This window comes from Bacillus kalamii (assembly GCF_047238185.1).
Classification (GTDB): Bacteria; Bacillota; Bacilli; order Bacillales; family DSM-1321; genus Bacillus_AD.
Window position 1 is genome coordinate 650,391 of record NZ_JBDFMI010000001.1, and the last position, 21,152, is coordinate 671,542.

Genomic DNA, 21,152 nt, shown 5'->3' on the forward strand with positions numbered 1-21,152 from the left:
TTTATCAGAGTGCCAAAAATTGTTATTCGGCAGTATAATAGTAATGAGTGTAAAAACACAGTCTGGTTGGTAGTCCAGGCATATGGAGGATTCTTCATATCAGTAACCTTCCCCCTCGGGATGTCCGGCACTTGATATATTCATAAAGAGGGGGCTGTTTGCATGAAGCTGACAGTGTATTACGATGGCCAATTTTGGGTTGGCATTTTAGAATGGACTGCAGATGGCAAATGAATGGTCCATCGCCATCTGTTCGGCGTGGAACCGAGCAATGAAGAAATCCTGCTTTTTGTACACGATCGCCTGCAGTCTTGTATGGACAGGACGATTCCGGTCGATGTTGTATCTGATATAAAGAAAAAGAGCAGAAATAATCCTAAGAGGGCTGCACGTGAGGCTGCCAAGGAAATGAAAAAGAAGGGGATCAGCACAAAATCGCAGGAAATTGTAAAGGAGTCAATGGCTGCCCGAAAAGAGTGGATAAAAACGAATTCAAAGGCCAAGAAAGAAGAGCATAAGGCCTTTATATGGCAGAAAAAAATGGAGAAAAGAAAGAAGAAACATCGCGGGCATTGAATGGATGATGCCGAAATATGTAAACGGAAAAAGGATCCTGCCTGATAGGATCCTTTTTAAACATTCTAAGGAATAAACGTATGCAATGGCTTTGCCGGATGAATAAAGGTATCTTGGAGAGAGCATATTACACATACTTTAACGTTATAATCCTTTTGCCCTTCTTTGTCATGAAGGGTTTTTATCTGAAGATTGAGAGGAATTTGACTTTTATAAAAGAAATTTTTATACTTAAGTTACTTAATTATTAAGTAACTTAAGTAATTTGTACGCAAAGCGGGGTGAACTCATTGAATGAAGAAATAGAAAGGTCAAGCACTGCAGAATTGATTTTGGCTTTTATGCAATTCCATAAGCTGAATTGGCAGAGAAGTGCAGTTGATGACCATAATCCGAGTGAGATGAGGCTACTAATCAGCATATTTGAAGTGAACCGGCACAGAGGCAAAGATGTAAAAGCCGCTGAATTAAGCCGAATATTGCATATTTCCCCTTCTTCCGTAACCCAGCTTCTGAATAAACTGGAGAAGGATGGTCTGCTCATGCGGCAAATGTCAGAACGGGACCGGCGTTCCATGCTTGTTTCGCTGACCGATGAAGGAATAAAAGCAGCAGACCAGGGGAGGCAGCGTATAGCGGCGGTCTTTGAGGAACTGGTTGGCTATTTGGGGGAAAAGGACAGCCGACAATTGACAGAACTGATGAATAAGGTTTTTGCCTTTTTTAATCAAAGAAAACTATAGAGGAGGCGCTTTATGATAAAACTATTCCGGCAGCTGCGCCCATTCGTGTGGATAATCTTAGCTGTCTTGATATTAGTGTTTCTGCAGTCTCTATCAGACTTATATTTGCCGACATTAATGGCGGATATTATTGATAAAGGAGTAGTGCAGGAAGATATACCGTATATATGGAAAATTGGCGGCTTCATGCTTGCAGTTGCCGCACTGGGAGCCATTTGTGCGATTGCTGCCAGCTATTATTCCGCAAAAGTATCAATGTCGTTCGGAAAGAGATTAAGGGGGAATGTTTTCTCTCATGTAGAAGCTTTTTCGCTTCAGGAATTTGATCAAGTGGGTACAGCTTCCCTCATTACTAGAACAACCAATGATATCACTCAGGTACAGATGGTCTTGAACTTATTGCTTCGCGTTATGGTGACTGCACCGATGATGGCGATCGGCGGTATTATTATGGCTTTTTCAAGAGACAGCAAAATATCAGTAGTGATTTTAATTGCTGTACCGATTTTGTTTGCTGTCGTGTTGTTCGTTGTCAAAAAAGGGATGCCTCTTTTCAAAAAGGTTCAGGTTAAATTGGACCAGGTGAATAGAGTTCTTCGTGAAAATTTGACTGGTGTACGTGTTATCCGTTCATTCAATACCATTGATTATGAAAAGAAGCGGTTTGATTTAGCAAATGGCGACTTGACGGATATTTCGATTAAAGTTAATAAGATCATGGCAGTGATGATGCCGGCGATGATGTTCATTATGAATATAACAAGTATAGCAATCGTTTGGTTCGGGGCAATCCGAATAGATCATGGCAATATGCAGGTCGGCGACCTAATGGCATTGCTCCAATATGCTATGCAGATTATGTTTTCTATGGTCATGCTTTCTATGATGTTTGTACTGATTCCCCGTGCTTCCGCATCAGCAGACCGTATAAATGAGGTGTTGGAAATGAGCCCTGTCATCAAAGAGACAGAGAAAATGGATATCAACGCTGTTAAGAAAGGCTATGTGGAATTCAAAAACGTTACGTTCAGATACCCAGGTGCAGAGGCGCCGGCATTAACGGATATTTCATTCAGTGCCAAGCCTGGTGAAGTGACAGCTATCATTGGAGGTACAGGCTCCGGTAAATCTACGCTCATCAAGTTGATTCCCCGTTTCTATGAAATTGAAGGGGGAAGCATCGAAATAGACGGAGTGGAAAGCAACCAGTACACACTGAATGATTTACGGGCAAAAATGGGGCTTGTTCCGCAAAAGGCGGTCTTGTTCACGGGAACCGTTGCAGAGAATATCCGATTTGGCAATGAAGCAGCATCAATGGAAGATGTGAAGCATGCGGCGGATATTGCGCAAGCGACCAACTTTATTTCTGCTATGAAAGATGGTTTCGACTCTGACATATCCCAAGGAGGGACAAATGTATCCGGTGGTCAAAAGCAACGATTATCGATTGCGAGGGCATTGGTAAGGAAACCGGAAATCTATTTATTCGATGACAGTTTCTCTGCATTGGATTTTAAGACCGATGCCAAGCTGAGGGCAGCACTAAAAAGCGAAACGAAAGAATCTACCATGTTCATCGTTGCACAACGTGTCAGTACGACTATGGATGCAGATCGGATTATTGTACTGGATCAAGGAAAAGTGGCTGGCATAGGGACTCATAAACAATTGATGGATTCCTGCGATGTTTATAAAGAAATCGTATCTTCTCAGTTATCAGAGGAGGAGATTGCATGAGTAAGCATGAAAAAATGCCGAATAAAGCACCAGGGGGCATGGGACACGGCCATGGCAAAGGCGGAATGCCAGCAAAGAAAGCGAAGGATTTCAAAGGGACGCTGAAGCGTTTGATCCGCTACTTGGCTCCCCATAAAATCAGATTGCTGACCGTATTCATAGCAGCAATCCTGAGCACTATATTTACCATTTTATCACCGAAGTTACTAGGGAAAGCCACTACGAAAATCTTTGAGGGCATTGGTATGAAAATGTCCGGCGCACCCGGTGCATCGATTGATTTTGGTTATATTGCCAATATTTTAATTCTGTTGGCTGGCCTATATGTACTCAGTTCGCTTTTCAGTTTCATTCAGCAGTTTGTCATGGCAGGAGTGGCACAGCGAACTGTCTATACGTTAAGAAAAGAAGCCGATGCCAAAATCAACCGGCTGCCTTTGAATTATTTTGATTCAACCACCCATGGTGAGACTCTAAGCAGAGTCATCAATGATGTGGATAATATTTCAACTACTCTACAGCAAAGTCTGACGCAAATCATTACCTCTGTCGTTACGTTGGTCGGGGTTATTGTTATGATGCTCACTATATCCCCTGTGATGACACTTATTTTATTGCTGACATTGCCATTAAGCGCTGTTGTTGCAGGTGTGGTAGCCAAGAGGTCGCAACGCCACTTTATGGGCCAGCAAAGAACATTAGGCCAGCTGAGCGGCCATGTCGAGGAAATGTATACAGGCCATGAGATAGTAAAAGCTTTTGGCCATGAAGAAAAAGCGAAGCGGAAATTTGATGCCATCAATGAAGAATTGTATGAATCCGGCTGGAAAGCGCAATTCATATCAGGCATTATAATGCCGCTCATGTCGTTCGTTAACAATATCGGTTACGTTTTGATTAGTGTGGTCGGTGGCATTATGGTCACGCAAAAAGCGATCACTGTCGGTGATATACAGGCATTTATCCAATATGCACGCCAATTTTCGCAGCCTATCACCCAAACAGCGAATATCATGAATATTATTCAATCAACTGTTGCTTCGGCAGAACGTGTCTTTGAATTATTGGACCAACCGGAAGAAGTGCCAGAAGAAAAAGCGCCGGTTAAGATTATGGATCCAAGAGGCGAAGTGGAATTTAAGCATGTTTCATTCGGCTATAAAAAAGACGAAATGCTTATTCATGATATGAATATATCGGTAAAGCCCGGCCAAATGATCGCCATTGTCGGTCCGACAGGCGCTGGGAAAACGACTTTGATCAATTTGTTGATGCGTTTTTATGAGATCAATTCGGGTTCAATCCTAATTGATGGAGTGGATATCACTAAAATGAAACGCAGTGATTTGCGCAGCATGTTCGGTATGGTGCTTCAGGATACATGGCTATTCAACGGCACCATCAAAGAAAATATAGCGTATGGCCGTTCTGGGGCAAGTGATGAAGAAGTATTTCAAGCCTCTAAGGCAGCGCATGCCGACCATTTTATCCGGACATTGCCCGAAGGCTATGATACCGTCTTGAATGAAGATGCGACGAATATTTCACAAGGGCAAAAACAATTATTGACCATTGCTCGGGCCATTTTGGCCAATCCGTCTATACTAATCCTGGATGAAGCAACAAGTTCTGTGGATACAAGGACGGAGATGTCGATTCAAAAGGCAATGAATGTATTGATGGAAGGAAGAACCAGCTTTGTTATAGCCCATCGCCTTTCCACTATCCAGGATGCTGATTTAATCTTGGTCATGAATGAAGGCAGTGTAATCGAACAGGGCAATCATGAGGAACTACTGGAGCAGGGCGGCTTTTACGCCGACTTATATAATAGCCAATTTTCCTCCAAGCGTTTAGCGTAAAGGAAGTAGACGAGAATAACTATAAACGGATCATTTTACATGAAGTGATTCAAAAACTGAAAAAATCCGGACTAATATGGAACTCTATTAAGGATTTCATATTATCGTCCGGATTTTTCTTTATTAGATATACTTTTGTCCCAGCTCCATCTTTTTTGTTGTGACTAAGATAACCGTAAGCTCGGTCTGATATTCAAAAGTGTGGAAAAACGGATATTTCCGATTGTTCCCTTTTTGTACTAAACGTATAGGCTGCTTCATAAAATGGTATGGATAGTTACTGTTTTCGTGCAGTGATAGAGAGGAGGAAAGGGTTTGTCGAATCAAAATCAATCATGCTTGCGATTTGCCTTGGAAGAGTCGATTTGGTTCCGGAAAGGCCAAGAGGTTCAAGAATTGTATTCTTTAGCGATTGAACCCGAGGTGACGATATCAGAGCGGAATCAATATATAGTGATAGAAGGATCCTTGCAAGTGACGGGGGAGTATGGCGGAAACAGGGAAAGCCAGGTGTGGAACCAGGAAACGGGAGAGGTGCAGGACCTGCAGCAGCATACGGTGCATGGAGTCATGAGGCGTGAAGACGATGGCGTATTCGTATTCCAGCATCATTTTCCGGTGGATATTTCCATCCCTTCGAGCAGAGTCGATAACCGCCACGCTGTTGAAGTTGATATAGCCTCATTTGATTATCATCTGCCGGAGAAGAACTGCCTGAAATTAATGGCAGAACTCGTCATAACAGGCATTTATGACGGTGAACGGGACGATGCACTTGTTCAAACGGATTATACGGAAGAGCAGCCATTGCAGGATATGGAAGAAGAAGAGTATGATGCCATTCAACCGATTTCTATCCAATTCACCCAAGAGGAAAGTGCAAGCAGAATGGAAGAGGACGGAAATGGTGAGTATGAATCTTTTACGGTGGAAGCCTATGCAATTCCTGAAGATGATAAAGAAGAAATGAGTGAACCTATACAAGGCAAAAACATACAAGTTCCAGAATTCATACGGAAAGAAGAGGAGACGGAAGAAGAGATAGAAGAGGGCAAGGTTGAAGCGGAACGAGAACTGCTGGGTGAATCCGGGCTGGTTGAATCTGCTCGATTGCCAGAAAGCTACGATTGGAATCATTCTTCCGATATTTCTTCTCAATATGAAGATATTCCAATGCCTAATTTCACAAGGGAAGATGAAAGCCAACTGTTGGATATTCCATTTCCGGCATTTTCAGAAATGGAAGGAAGAGCGGATTCTTCCAGCTATCAGAAAGAAAGCGTGTTTGAAGAAATAGAGACCATTTCTTCGGAGAGAAAAGAAGAATTAACAGCCACTGAATCCCAATCCCATCACCAAATATATGCCCCTTCTGCTTTTATTGAAAGTGGGGATGCTGAAGCGCCATCAATTGCGGAGCGGAAGGAAGAAAGCAGCATATATGAGTCTCCTTTGGAAAGTATCCATGCCTTATTGGAACAAAAAGAAAAGCAAGCCATCCATGAGAGGATAGAAAGTTCGTTCAATGGACCTCCGCCACCAGCATCAAGCAGGGAAGACCAAATCTATGAATCATCTGGAGCCAGAAAAGGGGTTGAACCGACATTTTCTTCACGCCCGGAATCACCGCTCGAGGAACCGATCGATCGGGTAGGCGCCCAGCCTGAATCGTCTTCGCAGACAACTGTCGAGACAGCCAAAAAATCTGTGAGCCTTACCGATTTTTTTGCGAAAAAAGAAACGCAGACACAGGCACGGCTCCGTGTGTGCATAGTCCAGAATGGGGAAACGTTAACGGATGTCGCCAGCAGATACTCCTTGAATAAATATGATATTATCGCCTGCAATAATATGAAAGAAGAAGAGGACATCCAAGAAGGGCAGGTTTTATATATTCCGAAAAAAACGGTCCATAAGTAGATCGGTGAATCGGGCTATGCCATGAAAGCGAGGGGATAGAATGGAACGGAGCGAAGAGATTCCAAAACATATTGAGGATATTATGAGTCATTATCAGCTTCGTGTCCTCTATTCAGAAGCAATCGGACGCATTCACAAAATCTATAGCAATCATGGGGTGTATGCTTTAAAAAGCATCCCTCCCGAGCATAGTATGGACTTCATTAAGCATGTTCAAAGACTCTATCAACGAGGATATAATCGGGTGGTCCCTATTTATACGACACATGATGGCCGTTATGGGGTCTTGTACGACAAAAGACTTTACTACCTCATGCCGTGGATGAACAACGATGAAAGCGGAGAACGGAACGAGAAGCATAAGCAAATGTTCAGGGAATTGGCCAGGATGCACACATTGACTGTAAAAGATATCAAGGTTGATGCGGAGGAAAGGGAAGCACACTACGAAAAGACAAAGGACTCGTGGAAGCAGCAACAGCAATTCTTACAGGAATTTCTGGAGCGGGCGGAACGGAAATGGTATATGTCCCCCTTTGAATTAATGTTTTGTTCCTATTACTTCGATGTTTCCCAAGCCCTATCCTTTTCAAGTAAAAAGCTGGATGAATGGTATGAAAAGACCAAAGATGATGAGAAAGCGAGGACTGTCGTCGTCCATGGGAAATTGTCCATCAAGCATTTTCTGTTAAATGAAAGGGGAGCCGGCTATTTCATCAATTTCGAGAATGCCATGCCGGCCCCTGCCCATTTTGATTTATTGCCTTTTTTCACGAGATATTGCCAGACCTACCCCGTAAAATGCGATGAATGCGTAGAATGGCTGTATCATTATTACAAGTATTATCCGATGAGGGAAGAAGAAATGATGCTATTCACCAGTTACCTTGCCTATCCGACTTCCTTTTTGCAAACGGTGGAAATATACCATCAGAAGAAGTATGATGCAAAATCGGAAATGGCCTATGTGTCCCTTCTGCAGCGCAATTATTGGCAATTGAAAAATATTGAATACATGGTGATGAAAATAGAAGAAAGGGAGGCGCAAAAAAAGGCAGCAAAACAGGCTGCAGAACAAAGTCAATCATCCTGACACGAAGAAAAAGAGCATGGCGCACGGACCATGTTCTTTTTCTTCGTGGAAAAAAGGCTCCAGTCTATACGCCGCTAAACGATGGCTCTCCGCTTTTCGCATTGTCCAGCTGCGAGCGCCAGCCCCTCGAGGTCTTAAGCCAAGCCACTGTCAAAGGCGAAGGGCAGCCTTTGTCAGTGCCCCGTCTTAAGCTTGTCGGGTCTAAACAGGCGCTCTCCGCTTTTCGTGTTAAAATATATTGAATTTTAGGCTGAAGGCTGCGGCTACTAGTACGAGGAGGAGGAAGATGTCGAATACGGTCGGGAAGAAAAAGGTGCGCACTGCCTGGAATATACAAATCGGTACGATGAATTGGCAACAAACTGCGCGGACATTCAGCAGCCATGGCGGCTTATTATAAGGATTATATCTTTTTCGCATATCAAACTCACTCTTTCTTATGGATTCATTCAAGAATAGAAGGGTGTTCCTTCATGTATAAAAACCATGCATACTATAAGAAGGGGATAATTGGATATCTTGCAATAGTCTATGGGTGAAAGGCATGTTATGTGAAGGAGTCTACACCCTTTTCTTAATAGCAGAATAAATTATGAAAAATGGGAAACAATGATTGACTACAGATTATGTTTTTCTGTACTATAAGGTTAATTAAATAAATGGAATAGCGATGATCGGGAGGAGTACGTACGATTTCTGCTTTAAGAGAGAAAAGCCATTAGCTGGGAGGCTTTTTAAGCAAGAGCGCACAGAAGTAGCCCGTGAGCTGCTTTTACGAACAATGGAGTAGTAAAAGCCGGTGCAGAGCCGTTAACTGATTAAGCGCCAATCATGCCTTGATACAGCCTGATTGGAATAAAGGTGGTACCGCGAACTGACTCTCTTCGTCCTTTTTACAGGAAGAGAGTTTTTTTATTTGTTCAAAAGTATCTGATTTTTGGGAGGAAAAAATGATGGAAGATAACCAACTATCAATGCCGACAAAGTATGATCCACAAAGCATTGAAAAAGGCCGCTATGATTGGTGGCTTGAAGGCGGATTTTTTAAAGCGCAAAGCGATGACAGCAAGGAGCCGTATACAATTGTTATTCCACCGCCGAACGTAACGGGGAAACTTCACTTGGGCCATGCTTGGGATACAACTCTTCAGGATATCCTAACCCGGATGAAACGCATGCAGGGCTATGATGTGCTATGGCTTCCAGGAATGGACCATGCCGGTATTGCGACACAGGCGAAAGTTGAAGAGAAGCTGCGCAATGAAGGCAAGAGCCGTTATGATCTTGGACGTGAAAACTTCTTGAAGGAAACATGGAAGTGGAAAGATGAATATGCGGGCCATATCCGTGAACAATGGGCTAAATTAGGATTAGGCCTTGATTATTCACGTGAACGGTTCACATTGGATGAAGGGCTGTCCAAAGCGGTAAACGAAGTGTTCGTTACGCTTTATAATAAAGGCCTTATTTATCGCGGCGAATATATCATTAACTGGGACCCGTCAACGAAAACGGCGCTATCCGACATCGAAGTTATTTACAAAGATGTCCAGGGAGCTTTCTACCATATGAAATATCCGCTTGCTGACGGTTCTGGTTTTATCGAGATCGCAACAACGCGTCCGGAAACGATGCTTGGCGATTCCGGAGTAGCCGTACATCCAGAAGACGAGCGCTATAAGCACTTGATCGGAAAAAGTGTCATTCTTCCAATCGTAGGCCGTGAGATTCCGATTGTTGCCGATGATTATGTGGAGATGGATTTTGGCTCAGGTGCCGTTAAAATGACTCCTGCCCATGACCCTAATGACTTTGAAGTAGGCAATCGCCACAACCTGGAACGCATTCTTGTTATGAATGAAGACGGCACAATGAATAAAAACGCCGGCAAGTATGAAGGCATGGACCGTTTTGAATGCCGTAAGCAAATCGTTAAGGATCTTCAGGATCTTGGCGTACTGTTCAAAATCGAAGAACATATGCACTCGGTTGGACACTCAGAACGAAGTGGTGCAGTAGTAGAACCTTACCTGTCTACACAATGGTTCGTTAAAATGAAGCCTCTTGCGGAGGAAGCAATTGCACTGCAGTCAAATGAAGATGAAAAGGTCCACTTTGTCCCTGACCGTTTTGAAAACACGTACCTGCGCTGGATGGAAAATATCCGTGATTGGTGTATTTCCCGCCAACTGTGGTGGGGGCACAGAATCCCTGCTTGGTACCATAAAGAAACTGGTGAAGTGTATGTAGGCACAGAGGCGCCGGCAGATCCGGAAAACTGGAAACAAGACAATGATGTGTTGGATACATGGTTTTCATCTGCTTTATGGCCTTTCTCTACACTAGGCTGGCCGGATGCTGATAATGATGATTTCAAACGCTATTATCCGACTGCAGCGCTCGTAACCGGCTATGATATCATCTTCTTCTGGGTATCGCGGATGATTTTCCAAGGCCGCCAATTTACTCACCAACGCCCGTTTAAAGATGTGCTGATACACGGATTAGTCCGTGACAGTGAAGGACGCAAGATGAGTAAGTCCCTCGGAAATGGAATCGATCCAATGGAAGTTATCGATAAATACGGTGCGGACTCATTGCGCTACTTCCTATCCACTGGCAGTGCGCCTGGACAGGATTTGCGATTCTCTATTGAAAAAGTAGAATCGATTTGGAATTTCTCAAATAAGATCTGGAATGCGTCTCGTTTTGCCTTAATGAATATGAATGGCATGACATATGAAGAAATTGATTTAAGCGGTGAAAAATCCGTTGCGGATAAATGGATCCTTACCCGTTTGAATGAAACCATCGAAACGGTGACAAGATTAGCGGATAAGTATGAATTCGGTGAAGTTGGCCGTGTACTATATAACTTCATCTGGGATGATTTCTGTGACTGGTATATTGAAATGGCTAAATTGCCATTATACGGTGAAGATGAAGCGGCCAAGAAAACAACCCGCAGTATCCTTGCCTATGTATTGGATAACACAATGAGATTACTGCATCCTTTCATGCCTTTCATTACTGAAGAAATCTGGCAAAACCTGCCGCATAAAGGGGAGTCCATTACCACGGCTGCTTGGCCTGTCGTTAAGGCTGAGTTGTCAGATGGCAAAGCTGCAGACGAAATGAAGATGCTAGTGGAAATTATCCGTTCTGTACGGAATATCCGTTCAGAGGTGAATACGCCATTGAGCAAAAAAATCAACCTGATCCTGAAGGCGAAGGATACAGCGATTGAAGCCAGCCTGAAAGAAAATAGCGGCTATATCGAGCGCTTCTGTAATCCTGAACAATTGACAATCGGTACAGATGTCGAGGAGCCTAGCCAGGCAATGACAGCTGTCATTACTGGAGTAGAGGTAGTCATTCCGCTCGTTGGATTGATTAATGTTGAAGAAGAAATCAAACGTCTGGAAAAAGAAGTTGAGAAGCTGAACAAAGAAGTAGAACGTGTTCAGAAAAAGCTTGGCAATGAAGGCTTCGTTAAGAAAGCCCCTGAAAAGGTCATAGAAGAAGAGCGTGCCAAGGAAAAAGATTACAGTGAAAAGCGTGAAGCAGTCCTAAGAAGAATTCAGGAGCTTCAGCAATTATCATAATAGCAACAGCGCCTGACCGGTTCCTCCGGGCGGGCGCTTTGTTTTATTTATAGAAAGGCCAAATCAATAATAGCGGGAGGATTAGCTCCTGTTTGTAAAAAACAGCATAGTTTGCGAAATACAATACGATATAGAGAAGAACGCGGGTGCGTTTATTTCCGAAAAGTTGGATGGTTGTACAGCATTCAGGCAATAGACTATGATAGTAGATAGGAAATGAACAAAGAGGAGACTGGCTATGCTTACAAAGATAGATGATATGTATACATATTTGGCAAAAAGAGAACAACAGCTTGGGATGAATTTTGGCCTGGAGAGAATGCATGAGCTTTTGGAAGGGCTTGGTGTCGACCATCAAAGCATTCGTTTTGTCCATTTGGCAGGTACCAACGGAAAAGGCTCAACACTGCATGATCTGAAACAAATTCTGGCACATGCAGGCTATGAAGTCGGGACATTTACATCACCGCATATTGAAAGTGTCCAGGAACGGATAATGATAAACGATACCTGCATTGAAGAAGCCGACTTTTTGCGGTTATTCAACCAAGTCATAGCCTATATTGAAAAGATGGAGAAAAATAATCTTTTTCCTACTCAATTTGAAATATTGACTGTCATTGCACTTATGTATTTTGTGGAGAAACGTCCGGATATCGTATTAATGGAGACAGGGCTTGGAGGACGGTTGGACTCTACGAATGTCATTACCCCTCTATTTTCAATTATTACAAATGTCTCATATGATCATATGAATATACTTGGTGATACAATTGAAAAAATAGCCTATGAAAAAGCTGGCATTATCAAAAGGGAAAGTTATGTAATTACAGGGGCTAAGCATCCTGACGCATTGGACGTCATCAGGGAAAAAGCACAGAAAGAATCGAGCCGCCTGTTTGTTATGGGAGAGGAATTCAATATGGAAAACCTTGAACCATTGCCGGATGGAGAGTTGTTTTCATACAGCTGGGAGGCAATCCATATGGATGACGTACACTTATCCATGCTTGGAAAACACCAAACCGAGAATGCATCTCTAGCGATTACGGCTGCTTTGCTGCTGCGTCATGCGTTTGATTTTAGGATTCAGGAAGAAGATATCAGGGGAGGCCTTGCACATGCCAATTGGAAAGGGCGGCTTGAAGTCCTGTCGTCTTCTCCATACGTGATTGTTGATGGATCGCATAATGAGGATGGAATGCGCACGCTTGTCAATACACTCCATAGCCGTTTTGCAGGCAAAAGAATCATCATGGTAACAGCTGCCTTGAAGGATAAGGATGTAAGAATGATGACAAGCATGCTGAAGCAGGTTGCAGATTATATAATCTTTACTCAATTCGAAATGGATCGGGCCTTGGATGCGGAATCGATGTCCAAATATAGCTCGGGTACAGAGCACATCGTGATTAAGGAGTGGGATAAAGCGATTGAGCGGGGCTTGGAAATGGCCGATGGGAATACCGTTTTATTAGTAACGGGATCCCTCTACTTCCTTTATTACGCAAGACCTTACCTTGCCCAACGCCTGAACATTTAATATAATTTTAAAAAGCATGCATCTGCTTGCTGGCAGAGTATGCTTTTTTTATTCTTTTTACAAAAAAATAATTGACTAAAAAATCTAAAAATAGGATGATAATAGTCTAAAAGTCATACGAAAGTTACATGTTAGCTGGCAGATCATGAATGGCAGAATAATTGCCGATAATCAGTTGAATATCGTTATAGGAGAGGAAGGATGGAGTATGGCTGCTGAAAATAAAACATTTAAAACAGTTGCATTAGCGTGGCTAGCTATATTCCCTGCTGGCCTCTTGCTGATTCATAAGCTTTTCCCGCCTGTTTATGAAGGGGTGAATCCGGATATTCTGGCATTTATGCTACTTATGATTGTGGTAGCTGCATTTCCGATATTCATTAATGAAACACCGCTCTTTATCCTCCAGGGAATTAGTATGGCTGCATTCCTTATATTCGGCCTTTTTATAGAGATTCTGCTGACGCAAATTGCGGTCATTGCACTTCTCATTAAAATAAGGATCGGCAAAAAAGACCTTTACCGAATCCCGATCAACTCCCTGATGTTTTTTCTCATTTCGATAGGCAGTGCAATGGTTTATTATGCCTTCGGAGGAAATCACGGCACGATTGATATTACGCGCATGGAAGATGTGCTTCCTGTCCTCGCTTATGGCATCGCTTATTTTTGTATTAATCAATTGTTGATTATTTGCATTTTGGTGGCCATCCATAAGAAAAGGAGCGGATTTTTCGGTGCCGATCTTATTTGGGAGCTCCTCTCTTCTGTTGTTGTTTTTCCTATAGGGGTAATCCTCTTTCTCCTCTATCAGGAAGTACAGGTCCTTGCGGTCTTGATTGTGGCCATTCCATTTATAAGCATTGCGGCAATCATGCAATTATATTCAGCTTCGGTCAAATTGAACGAACAGCTGCAGAAAGTAAGTGATATCGGCCAACAACTGGGGAAAAGGCAGACAGTAGCCAAAGTGCTAAATCTGTTTGTTGATAAGGTTTCCGAGCTATTCACGTTGAAACATTTATTTATATACAATATAGAACAGGGCCAAAAACTGAAGCTCTTAAGGCATTATCAAAAGGGCAGCGATGAAATTGATAGTGTATGCCCGAACTTCACAGGCATTGCCCAATTATCCCTCTCCAAAAATAAAGCGATCCGCTTCGGCCGCAAAAGTGAATGGTCAGATATCGGGCAATTTATCATTGGGGACCTTGAAAGCCTGTTGGTTGTCCCGATCACACATAATAACAAGCATGCAGGCGTGTTTATTGTCGCTTCTAATAAGAAACGTATATACGAGCGCTACCATCAGAATATATTGGGGATCCTAGCCTCTTATCTGGTCATTGCGGTAGATAATGCCGTCCACTATGAAGAAACGAAACGAATCAGCGAGCATTGCGAACTGACAGGTGTCTATAACTACAGGTACCTGAAAACTAGTTCTGAAGAAATGTTCGAACAGCTTCTGTCCGGCTCTATCTCCTACTTGTCGATGCTAATGATCGATCTTGACCACTTTAAATCCGTCAATGATACGTATGGCCATGAAAGCGGCAATCGGATATTGTGCCAGTTCGCTTCAATGCTACAGAGTACGGTTGGGCCGGGAGGCATAGTGACAAGATATGGCGGAGAGGAATTTGCTGTTTTGCTGCCTGGAATAAATGAAGAAGATGCTGTTGCCCTAGGGGAAAGGATTAGAAAAGCAGTGGAAGAAACGCCTTTTTCTATCAAAGAAACCTTGAGCATGGGACACGAGAACTTTGTTTCTATCACAGCGAGCATCGGTGTTGCAACTGCTGACAGCCAAGAGGATGACTCTTTGTCGCTATTGCGCAATGCAGATCGTGCCATGTATATAGGCGCGAAGAAAGAAGGCCGCAACCGAGTAGCGGTCTATGAAAAATAAAATTTGAAAAACTTAACAATTATAGTACGACTTTCCACACCTTCTTGGTATAATAAATAGGAAAAATGTCTGATTTTTTCTATTGTGATCATGGAGGTGTGATTTTTTTTATGGATAAAAAGTATGTAAAAAGAGTTTCCTTTTTCGTTATAATGCTTTTGCTGTTTCCTTTGCTTCCTGATCTCAAGGAATTATACCCTACACCCGCAAAAGCGGAAGAAATGCCTAAATTCAATATTTTGGAAATAATCGATCAGACTAAACAATCAGCTGAGAAAAATGGAAGAATTCCTCAAGACATAACAGAACAGATGTCAAAATTAAAACCAATAATCGACTCTAATAATATCCTCCAAAAAACGTATGAGGTGCAGACGATTTCTATGAAGAAATTTGTCGCACAGCGTAATGAACTGGATGGAGAGTATGATGGCATAGCTATTATGGAGGGGGATTATACAACCGACGGCGTAAATGGAAAAGAGCATAATACGACCGCAAGGATGAATGATATTACCAATCTTAAAGCAAAAGAGATTATTGATAACTATATAAGCAAAGGGCAAATGGTTATTATTCATAAGGGCAGTATTGGCAAGGGGAAGATGAAAGCCAATTTTGAGGCATATAAAGACAGTAAGCTAAAGAATATATTAACTTACACTACTAATGATCAAATTAAACAGTTTATGAAAAATTTCTATAGTGATCATACTGAAAGGCCGCGCATGAGTATACCGGATTCATCCAAGCCTACTCTCGAAAATGCTCCTACCTATAAAGCCGGCGATACGCTTTCAATACCAGTCAATATTTTGAAGCCAGCGGATGCAAAAGACAGGGATATGACAGTAAAACTGTACATCGATTCGGATTTTAATGACAAATACGCTGATTCGGAAGTGGTGGCCGAACAAAAAGTGGCTGGCCAGTCGCTGGCATTATCCTATACGTTTCCGAAAGGCTATTCTGGTATCCGCAACTGGAAAGTGGAATTGGTCGATAATACAACACGGTTGAAAGATTACGAGAGTGGCAGAGTCTATTTTAAGGACAAAATGGTCACTGTAAAGGTTTTGCAGGTTTATTCAGATAGTGGTTCATCGTTAAAAGTCAATGATAATATGAATCAGTCTTACCTGAAAAGGAACGGCGAATATGACATCCAAATCACACCTGTTTCAATGAATGACTTTAATAACCGCTATGCTAAAATCATTAACGGAAACTATGATATGGTCATTTTCGGTTTTTCCGATTCCTACAATGTGAACGCTGCTTTAACGCAGGTGTCAGCCGATTATCTAAAGACGTTTATCTCGTCCAAACAAAGTATTATGTTCACTCATGATACGGTATTCCTAAGCAATGATCAGCTTAATAAATCTTCTGACCAAAATAAAAAAGATGAAAATAATAATGTCTGGGTGAAGAATTTTAAAGAGGATACAGGCCAGATGGACCCGCGGACGAACCTTGGCTATGGGGCTCCTAATACTTCTAAGAATACAAAAAGAGTGAATGAAGGCTTAGTGACCAATTATCCATTCAAGCTAACTGAAGACCTTGAAGTGAATAATACCCATAATCAATACTATACATTGAATCTGGAAGATCCAGATGTCATTCCTTGGTATAACATTGTAGGTAGCAACCGCGATGTGAATGATAGTTATAACCATTATTATATGTACTCAAAAGGAAATATTACGTACTCAGGGACTGGGCACACTCCGAAAAATTTCCCGCAATCGGAACAGGAACTATTCGTGAATACGATGTACCGGGCATTTTTAGGAAGCAACCATGCTCCGGAAATTACTGTATTGGCGCCGGCAGAGGGGGCAGAAATCCCTTCCAACCAACCAATCGGCCTATCCTACATTATTGATGACTATGACTTGAAGGATACAAAATTGAAAACAAACGTTTATTTTAACGGCAAAGAAGTTTTTAGCAATCATGATGTCACAAGCGGAACAACGATAACCCAATCATTGGAGCACAACTTGCCTCAAGGTGGATCTCTTGAAATTAAAATTGTAGCTACCGACAGCAGTGGTGCTGAAGTGGAAAAAATAGTGAATGTAAAGGTGAAGAAACTGGACGTAAACCTTGAAGTGAAGCGGACTACCGATGCGAAAAATCCAACGGAAACCGGGAAACCGGTATCCATCGATTACACCATCACTCCAAGAGACATTACTGGCTCCGCTGTCAGCAATGTGCAGGGCGATACGTTAACGATCAGCAATGTAGTGTTCCAAGAGCATCTGCCGTCTGATCTGAATGTTGTCCTTGCGCATTCCACTGACGGCATGGCCATACAAGGCGACAGCAAATCAGGCATAACCGTTACAAATAATTTGGGTGCCATTACGTATAAACGAAGCGGAAATCGTTTTGTTGCCGATCCAATCACGTTCAGATTAGCTGTAACACCGGAACGGAAAGGGTCATTTGTATTGGATGATTCAAAAATAAAATACCAGGACTTCAATGCGAAAAATGGAAAAATGACGGAAGGTCCATTTAATACACTGACCATAGTAGCAGATTTAGCGTTAAAGGGAATTGAACTTCCCGACCAATATGTGGTCAGCAGAGATTCGGCCAAAAACTTTTCACTCGACTTGAAATTCCTTCCTGTCGATGCAGGAATTAAAGAGATCAAATGGAAAGAAGCAAGTGGCGGCACTGTTTTACAGCTGGATCCAGCAACGGGTGCCGGAAGGGCATTAAAAGCAGGGGAAACGGTGATCGAGGTGCAGGTAACCGATCATTTCGGAAATGTCTTTACCAAAAAAGCCACGGTAAGGGTGCGGATTCCGATTAATAAACTAACGGCAGAAGACTTACGTATCCATGTCGGCGAAGAAAAGGAATTAAGGGTATCAACCGATCCTGCCGATGGAAAACCGACGCTTGAATATACACTTGCCAACAAGGAAATGGCTTCATTCAATAAAGATTCATTTGAAGTACTAGGCAAGAAGGAGGGTGAAACCCTTCTTACTTTATTCGGTTATAACAGCGAAGGGAAAATGATCGAAAAAACGGTGAAAATTACAGTAGTCCCAGTCTTAATTTCCAAAATCATGATTTCTCCTGATGAGATAAACATCAAAAAAGGAGATTCTTATTCGGATTTCACTATTAGAATTGAACCGGCGAATGCCACTGAAAAGAACCTAATTTGGGAATCCTCCAACAACAGTATTGTCCAGGTCACAAAGCCAGGGAATATAAAAGGCGTAGGGACAGGAACAACCGAAGTAGTGGTTTATTCGCCTGACCGAACCATCAAGGACATCATTAAAGTCACAGTAGGTTCGAAATTGGAGGGCATTAGAGTACCTGAGAGTATCACGATCGAAAAAGGCGAAAAAATAAAATGGCCGATTGAATTGGTGCCGGCAGATGCTTCCGATGTTGTTTCTACAAATGTTGAAGTGAAAAATGGCTTTTTTGTTGCTGTATTAAATGACGGAACACTAGAAGGATTGAAACTGGGCGAAACCACTATGATCACAACTGTCGTTTCCGAAGAAACAACCTTTACCGCACATACTAAAATCACGGTTGTCGGAAAAGGCGAAAATAGAGAGGAAACGGATTTGTATTAATTGAAAGGGTGCTGAATCGGCTTGAATGCCGATTCAGCCTATTTTCTTTCCGTGGTCGAGGGAGTTGGGGAGTTATGACAAAAAGAGTGAAACAAGGAATGGCGCTTTTAATAGGCATTGCCGCAGTTCTGGCGTTACTTATATGTTCTATGCGGGGGCCAAGCGACGAAGAGATAGCCTCGCTGCAAAAAACATTGTTTATTGCGATACAAAATGGGAATAGTGGTGACGTAAAAGAAGTGCTCGCCAACAATGAAGAACTGGCCAATGAAAAGAAAGATGGAATCTACCCTTTAGAGGAAGCCTTGGCTGACCAGCAATACCGAATCGCATCAATCCTGTTGGACAACCATGCCAAAGTAAGGGATAAAACAGTATTGGAAGCTGTTGCCCTTATGGTGGACCATATCCACGTAACCGTTTGGGACGATAAAAAAGTTGCGGAGCGGTTAAACGTCTTTGAGCGGCTTATAACAAACAATAAAGAGTGGGTAAAAGCAACAGATCAGCAGGGGAATACAGCCCTTCACTATGCTGTGCTGCGTGGAGATAAAGACGTCGTGGCCCTCATGGTCAAACACCATGCAAATATCCGCGCGGTGAATAAACAACAGGAAACAATTCTTCATAGTGCAGCTGTCCGGGGGGACAGAGGAACAGTTGCCTTTATTCTAAAGAAAGCGCCTATCCTAATCAATAAAGTGGATAAAAAGGGGAACTCACCTTTTGTAAAAGCGATTGAAAATAAACGCGCAGACATATATGGTCTCTTGTTGCAGGCAGACAGCCGCCAGTTGACGAAAGTGAACAAAAACAACGAGACACCCTATGATGTGGCAATGATTCTTGGGGATAGGGGTACGATTGATTATTTGAAAATCAAGGGAAATAAAGACTAAACGAAGGGGCGCAGACATCCATCTGCGTCCTTTCATTATGTCCTTACTTTTCGATGATATTATCCGTAATCACATCAAATTTGGATACTTTCGGTAAAGCGTTTGATTTGCCGATGAACAGCCGTTTATTATTTTTTACTTTTAAGCGGGAAGCGCTCTCCGCTGAACTTGGTGTGAAGAAAATCTGATTGCTGTTTTCACTTGCTTCGCCTCGATAAGCGTTAAGAGTCAGATCTTTTTTCGCGAAAATGCTCCCGTTTACACGGACAAGGGAACCTACGCCATAAATATCGGCTGAACTGTCAGTATACAGGAACCCATTGATGGTGTTATTTTTACTGGATGAAGCAAATTTATCATAGATGGCCAGCTGCAGCCCTTCCTTCGCCATCAAAATGAAGCCTGTTGGCTGCGACTGGTCCATTGTGGGCGGGTTGATTATATTCGTGTTGGTAAAACTTGCCTTGCCAAGGGAATACATGACAGAGTCAATAGTAAGCGAGCCCTCGAAAAATACGTCGCCGGTGACCAAAATATTGCCGTTTATCGTCATTTCGTTCGAGAAGTGGGCATTTCCATTAATGATGAGCCAATGATCCTTCCCGATGTCCAATGAGTCCGTATCAATATAGGTGTCTACCTCTTTTTCATAACCATTATAAAAATAATTGCCCGGACCTTTTTTCGCTATTTCGGAGAAGCTGTTTATCTTAATAAGATGGCTGGATGTCTCCTCGTTTAATTTATCTATGATTTCTTCTTTGCTGCTGTCTTCCGTCAGTCCGGATATATCAGCGCCTGCCTGGGATAATTTATCCAGAAATGACTGTTCCAGTTTTAAATCCACAAAAGGATCTTTATTGACCACCGGTGTTTTATCAGGCGAAAATGCTTGTATTGCCTTGTTTTTGTCCTGCCAATGGCTAGCTTGCAGAAGGAAAGGAAGCTCTGTTTTTTCATTCACCTGATAGCAGCCGGAAGTACAGTGCCGATAATGTGACGAACCATTGTCCTCCAGATAAATGGTGCTTTCAGCAGAAAGGGAAGGGGTGCCGGTGGCCACGCTCAATTTTTCCCCACTGTACATATAATTGGCCTCACGGCTAACAAATAATTTGTTTCGGGCATAGATGTCTCCATCTATCGAAGCGGCTCCGTTGATGTACAGGTCGCTTTGCGATCCGACAGCATACTTCATGAAGCTGGGCATGGCTGTAATATAAACGAGCTGCTCAAAGGCATCCTTTTTGCTTCTGGCCAAAAGAACCCTTGTCTGGCTCTCTCCCACATTAAATTGCGGCTGGTTGGAAACATCGGTAATTGTATAAAAATCACTATATTCCTCATTCATTTTCTTCAGGAATTCGCCAAGAACTTTATCCTCGGTTGTTTTTGCGCTCAGCTGTTCATTATGTTCATCGACAAATTTCTTGATTTGGGCGATCGCTTCCTTAAGGGAAGTCATATGTACAATCGTTTCCTTTATTTCTGTTTCACGATATTCTGTGCGTTTGCTGCCTTGTATTGTAACGGATAATAAGACCAATCCAAGCACGGTGAAAATGAGAAGCATCAGTAAAACGGTTAATAAAGAAGATCCATTTTCATTCTTATTCATGGGATTCCTCCA

At 42.5% G+C, this 21,152-nt stretch carries 12 protein-coding genes, 1 pseudogene and 1 other annotated feature; of the genes and pseudogenes, 11 read left to right on the forward strand and 2 right to left on the reverse strand.

Features of this window, described 5'->3' with window-relative positions:
* Positions 1 to 162: 162 nt before the first annotated feature.
* The 6 genes and pseudogenes from ABC357_RS03300 (at position 163) to ysxE (ending at position 7,934) form a co-directional block, all read left to right on the forward strand.
* A pseudogene (locus ABC357_RS03300) lies at positions 163 to 576 on the forward strand (YjdF family protein).
* 290 nt (positions 577 to 866) lie between these two features.
* The gene (locus tag ABC357_RS03305) at positions 867 to 1,319 is read left to right on the forward strand and encodes a MarR family winged helix-turn-helix transcriptional regulator (protein WP_412886132.1); all 453 of its coding nucleotides are present in this window, start codon (positions 867 to 869) and stop codon (positions 1,317 to 1,319) included.
* Positions 1,320 to 1,331: 12 nt separating this feature from the next.
* Positions 1,332 to 3,059 carry an ABC transporter ATP-binding protein gene (locus ABC357_RS03310; protein ID WP_412886133.1) on the forward strand — a complete coding sequence of 576 codons (1,728 nt, stop codon included), beginning with the start codon at positions 1,332 to 1,334 and terminating at the stop codon, positions 3,057 to 3,059.
* Entirely contained in the window at positions 3,056 to 4,921 is a 1,866-nt protein-coding gene (locus ABC357_RS03315; protein WP_412886134.1) for an ABC transporter ATP-binding protein, read from the forward strand. The genes ABC357_RS03310 and ABC357_RS03315 overlap by 4 nt, the downstream gene beginning before the upstream one ends.
* Before the next feature lie 315 nt (positions 4,922 to 5,236).
* Positions 5,237 to 6,841, forward strand: a complete 1,605-nt coding sequence (locus ABC357_RS03320; RefSeq protein ID WP_412886135.1) for a LysM peptidoglycan-binding domain-containing protein — start codon at positions 5,237 to 5,239, stop codon at positions 6,839 to 6,841.
* Positions 6,842 to 6,881: 40 nt separating this feature from the next.
* The gene (gene ysxE, locus ABC357_RS03325) at positions 6,882 to 7,934 is read left to right on the forward strand and encodes a spore coat protein YsxE (RefSeq protein WP_412886136.1); all 1,053 of its coding nucleotides are present in this window, start codon (positions 6,882 to 6,884) and stop codon (positions 7,932 to 7,934) included.
* A 228-nt stretch (positions 7,935 to 8,162) separates the two neighbouring features.
* On the opposite strand, the gene ABC357_RS03330 is transcribed toward ysxE, so the two are convergent.
* The gene (locus ABC357_RS03330) at positions 8,163 to 8,354 is read right to left on the reverse strand and encodes a hypothetical protein (RefSeq protein ID WP_412886137.1); all 192 of its coding nucleotides are present in this window, start codon (positions 8,352 to 8,354) and stop codon (positions 8,163 to 8,165) included.
* A 241-nt stretch (positions 8,355 to 8,595) separates the two neighbouring features.
* Positions 8,596 to 8,829, forward strand: a binding site (T-box leader).
* Between the two features lie 58 nt (positions 8,830 to 8,887).
* Here ABC357_RS03330 and ABC357_RS03335 point away from each other — a divergent pair.
* From ABC357_RS03335 to ABC357_RS03355, 5 genes are all read left to right on the forward strand, one after another.
* Entirely contained in the window at positions 8,888 to 11,539 is a 2,652-nt protein-coding gene (locus tag ABC357_RS03335; RefSeq protein ID WP_412888561.1) for a valine--tRNA ligase, read from the forward strand.
* A 238-nt stretch (positions 11,540 to 11,777) separates the two neighbouring features.
* On the forward strand, positions 11,778 to 13,082 hold the full coding sequence (locus tag ABC357_RS03340; protein ID WP_412886138.1) for a bifunctional folylpolyglutamate synthase/dihydrofolate synthase: 1,305 nt from the start codon (positions 11,778 to 11,780) through the stop codon (positions 13,080 to 13,082).
* Positions 13,083 to 13,227: 145 nt separating this feature from the next.
* On the forward strand, positions 13,228 to 14,997 hold the full coding sequence (locus ABC357_RS03345; protein ID WP_412886139.1) for a sensor domain-containing diguanylate cyclase: 1,770 nt from the start codon (positions 13,228 to 13,230) through the stop codon (positions 14,995 to 14,997).
* A 110-nt stretch (positions 14,998 to 15,107) separates the two neighbouring features.
* Positions 15,108 to 18,623 (forward strand): Ig-like domain-containing protein, encoded by a 3,516-nt coding sequence (locus ABC357_RS03350; protein ID WP_412886140.1) that lies wholly within the window; start codon positions 15,108 to 15,110, stop codon positions 18,621 to 18,623.
* 74 nt (positions 18,624 to 18,697) lie between these two features.
* Positions 18,698 to 19,522, forward strand: a complete 825-nt coding sequence (locus tag ABC357_RS03355; RefSeq protein WP_412886141.1) for an ankyrin repeat domain-containing protein — start codon at positions 18,698 to 18,700, stop codon at positions 19,520 to 19,522.
* 43 nt (positions 19,523 to 19,565) lie between these two features.
* Here ABC357_RS03355 and ABC357_RS03360 read toward each other — a convergent pair whose 3' ends face one another.
* Positions 19,566 to 21,140 carry a hypothetical protein gene (locus ABC357_RS03360; RefSeq protein ID WP_412886142.1) on the reverse strand — a complete coding sequence of 525 codons (1,575 nt, stop codon included), beginning with the start codon at positions 21,138 to 21,140 and terminating at the stop codon, positions 19,566 to 19,568.
* Positions 21,141 to 21,152: the final 12 nt, after the last annotated feature.